This is a genomic window from Kitasatospora sp. NPDC002965 (assembly GCF_040611255.1).
Classification (GTDB): Bacteria; Actinomycetota; Actinomycetes; order Streptomycetales; family Streptomycetaceae; genus Kitasatospora.
The window spans coordinates 1-2,902 of the sequence record NZ_JBEXNT010000285.1 but is presented as its reverse complement, the minus strand read 5'-3'; the positions used below and the strand labels follow the sequence as shown (position 1 = coordinate 2,902).

Genomic DNA, 2,902 nt, shown 5'->3' with positions numbered 1-2,902 from the left:
CCCGCCCCTAGCGGCGGACGGAGCGTCCGGTGCGGCCCGAGGGGCGGGCCGTGGCCGCTGAAGCCGTCGAGTTCGGTACGGGCCTGCTCCGGACCACCGTGCGCCGGACCGTGCACGGCTACCGCTGGTCGCGCGCGCCGGGCCCGGACGCGCCGTCCCCCTTCGCGGCCGTCTCCCCCGGAACGGCCGCGCTGCTCGCCGGCCTGCCCGCGGTCCCCGGGACCGGCCGGGCCGCCGCAACCGGCTGGCTCCTCGGGGAGGAGGACGGCCGGGGGCACCGCCACTACTCCGCGCGGAGCCCGCTGAGCGCGGCCCGGCTCCTGCTGCCGGGCGACCGGAGGGCGGACGGCGCTCCGCCCACCGCCCTCGTGGACGCCGTCACCGGCCTGGGCGCGCTGCTGGCCCGTCTGCACCGCACACCGCTGCCGCCGGGGACCCCGCCGCCCGCCCCCTCCCGCGCCCTGCGCAGGCTGCACGCCTGGCTCACCGACGACTCGCCCGTTCCCGGCGCGGAACTGCTGCGCGACGCACTGGGCGCACGGCGCCACAGCACCCTGGTCCGGGGGTGCTCGGCCGCCCTGGCTCCGGGCGACGACGGGGTGCTCTGCCACGGGGCACCCGGACTCGGTTCACTGCTGCCCGGCGGGCCGGGAGGCGCGGCCGCGGTGTTCATCGGCGAGGATCTCTGTCTGGCCCCGCCGGCGACCGACCTGGGGTGGCTCGTGGGCGAGCTGATCGGGCTGCGGTGGTCGCTCGGCGCGGGTGCGCCGGAGGCCTGGCAGCGGCTCGTCGACGCGGCCGCCGCCGGGTACGGGGCGACGGCGGAGGTGTCCGACAGCTTCTGGCCCGCCCTGCGCGTCGCCGCCCGCGTCCACGACACTGTCGCGTACCGGCCCCGGCCGCCCGACGCCGTGATCCCGCGGTTCGCTCCGCTGCTCCGCGGCCTTCTCGACGCGTCCGGCCTCCACACCTCCGACCGCTTCCCCGGGCTGGACCCCGGCCCCGGCCCCGGTCGGGGTCGGGGTCCGCGCGGGCGGTGACGGGCCGCCGCAGGGGCCGACGGGGCCCCGGGCGGCGGCGGTCCGGACCCCGGCACCCCGGGCGCAGCACCGGCATCAGCAGGTGACGGGGACGTCCACGGTCGACGCGGGCGGCGGGGTGCCGAAGTCCGTCAGCGAGAAGGACGCCCGGACAGTCGACCCGCACGGGGCTTCGGCCTTCGGGCCACTGACGTAGCCCGTTCCGGCGCCGAGGTAGGTGGAGCCGCTGCGGGTCCCCAGCCCCGCTCCGCCGACGACGGCCAGGGAGACCGTGTAGAGGAAGCTCCGTCCGGGCCCGGGGATCAGCTGCGCGCTGCTCCCGTAGACACTGACCGAGGTGCCGTCGACCGTCACGCAGACGGAGTTCAGCCTGTTGATCATCATGACGGCGGGCCCGCAGCCGGACGTCACCGCGGCGGGGCCGGCGGCAGTCCCGGAGGCTTGACCGGCGGCCGTCGGGGCCGAAGCGCCGACAGAAGGAGTGGTGGCGGGGGCGGCCACTGCGGCGGCCGGCGGACCGGCGAGGGCGAGGGCAGTGGCGAGGACGAGGGCGGTTCGCTTCACGGGTTCTCTCCTGAGGGTCGGCTAGGCATGCCGTGTGGGGCCGACACCCTTCGAACGCAATGTGATATGTCACATCGCAACGTCGATACTGCCACGGAAACCGGCGCCGACCGCCCACATCGCCTCCCCTGCCGGAAAAACGGTCACCGGGCACCGCATGCGTGACCGAAAACCACCGGGTGCGACCGCGGGCGGGGTCGGAGCGCCGGCCCGGGGAACCTCCGCCCACCAGGACACGGACCGAGAGATGGGTAGTCCCCCGCATTGTTCTCCGCACGATTCCGGAGGTCCGCTGGATCATCGCCCCGGGCGCCGCACCGGCCACAGCGGTCACCGTGGCCACTGCGGTCGGCGCGGACACGAGTCAGGAGGTGGCGGGCTCACCGGCTCACGGGCTCACGGGCCTGCCGGGCCACCGACGGCATCGCACGCCCGGCACCGCCGTCCCGTCCCGACTCCCCACGACGCGCTCCACGACAACAAGGCCAGGTGAACGGCATGGACGACGCCCGCACGCCGGTGGGACCGGTGCGACGGCCCGCGATGTACCTGCGGTGCCAGCCCTACGACACCCGCGAGGCGGAGTACGTGCGCACCGCCATGGAGATGCTGGCCGTCCGGCTGGCCCTGCCGTTCCCGGACGTCTACGCCGACCACGGCCGCTCCGCCAGGGGCCCGCTGCCCGCCCTGGAGAAGCTGGTGACGGCGGCCGAGCAGGGCTGGGTGGACGTCGTCCTCGTCCCCGGGCCGTTCGTCTTCTCGCTCGACGACCGCACCGCCGCGGCGACCGTCGCACGGCTGGCCCGCGCGGGCTGCGAGGTCGTCGAGACCCCGGGACGCGTCGTGCGCCCCGGACGCCGGACCCCCGGCGGCGTCCCGGCCGGCCTGCCGGGTTGACGTGCACCCGGGCCCACCCGACGTGCCCGACCGGGGCGGAGGCATCATAGGGGTCATGCCAGCCCAGACCGGATACGCCGAGCGCCACGCCCGCCCCGCGGCAGCACGGCGATGAGCCGGCCCCAGCCGCCGGCCGCCCACGGCTCCGGATTCGCCCTGGTGGGCCGCGACCACGAGCTCGCCCTCGCGTGCGACGCGCTGTACCGCCCGCCGGCCGTGCTCGTCGTCGAGGGCGAGGCCGGCATCGGCAAGTCGCGGCTGGTGGCCGAGGCCGTCGCGGCCCGGGCCGGGACGGGACGTGCCGTGCTCGGCGGACTCTGCCACCCGCTGCGCGAACCGCTGCCGTTCGGCCCCGTGGTGGACGCCCTGCGGGACGCCGCCGCCCTGCTGCCCCCGCCCGG

At 77.1% G+C, this 2,902-nt stretch carries 4 protein-coding genes; 3 read left to right on the top strand and 1 reads right to left on the bottom strand.

Annotation, left to right across the window (positions count from 1 at the left end; all coding sequences use genetic code 11):
• Positions 1-50 precede the first annotated feature (50 nt).
• Complete coding sequence (locus ABZY91_RS41820) at positions 51-1,040, top strand: phosphotransferase (protein WP_355409465.1); 990 nt, start codon at positions 51-53, stop codon at positions 1,038-1,040.
• 75 nt (positions 1,041-1,115) lie between these two features.
• On the opposite strand, the gene ABZY91_RS41815 is transcribed toward ABZY91_RS41820, so the two are convergent.
• Positions 1,116-1,604: a hypothetical protein gene (locus ABZY91_RS41815; protein ID WP_355409463.1), complete on the bottom strand. Its 489-nt coding sequence runs from the start codon at positions 1,602-1,604 to the stop codon at positions 1,116-1,118.
• 498 nt (positions 1,605-2,102) lie between these two features.
• On the opposite strand from ABZY91_RS41815, the gene ABZY91_RS41810 reads away from it, so the two are divergent.
• Positions 2,103-2,501: a hypothetical protein gene (locus ABZY91_RS41810; protein ID WP_329950201.1), complete on the top strand. Its 399-nt coding sequence runs from the start codon at positions 2,103-2,105 to the stop codon at positions 2,499-2,501.
• A gap of 111 nt (positions 2,502-2,612) precedes the next feature.
• The coding region (locus tag ABZY91_RS41805; RefSeq protein WP_355409461.1) for an AAA family ATPase at positions 2,613-2,902 on the top strand (290 nt) is incomplete at its 3' end.

Bases quoted from the DNA above. Each gene is read 5' to 3' on its own strand.
- ABZY91_RS41810 (WP_329950201.1), top strand. From the start codon at position 2,103: ATGGACGACGCCCGCACGCCGGTGGGACCGGTGCGACGGCCCGCGATG.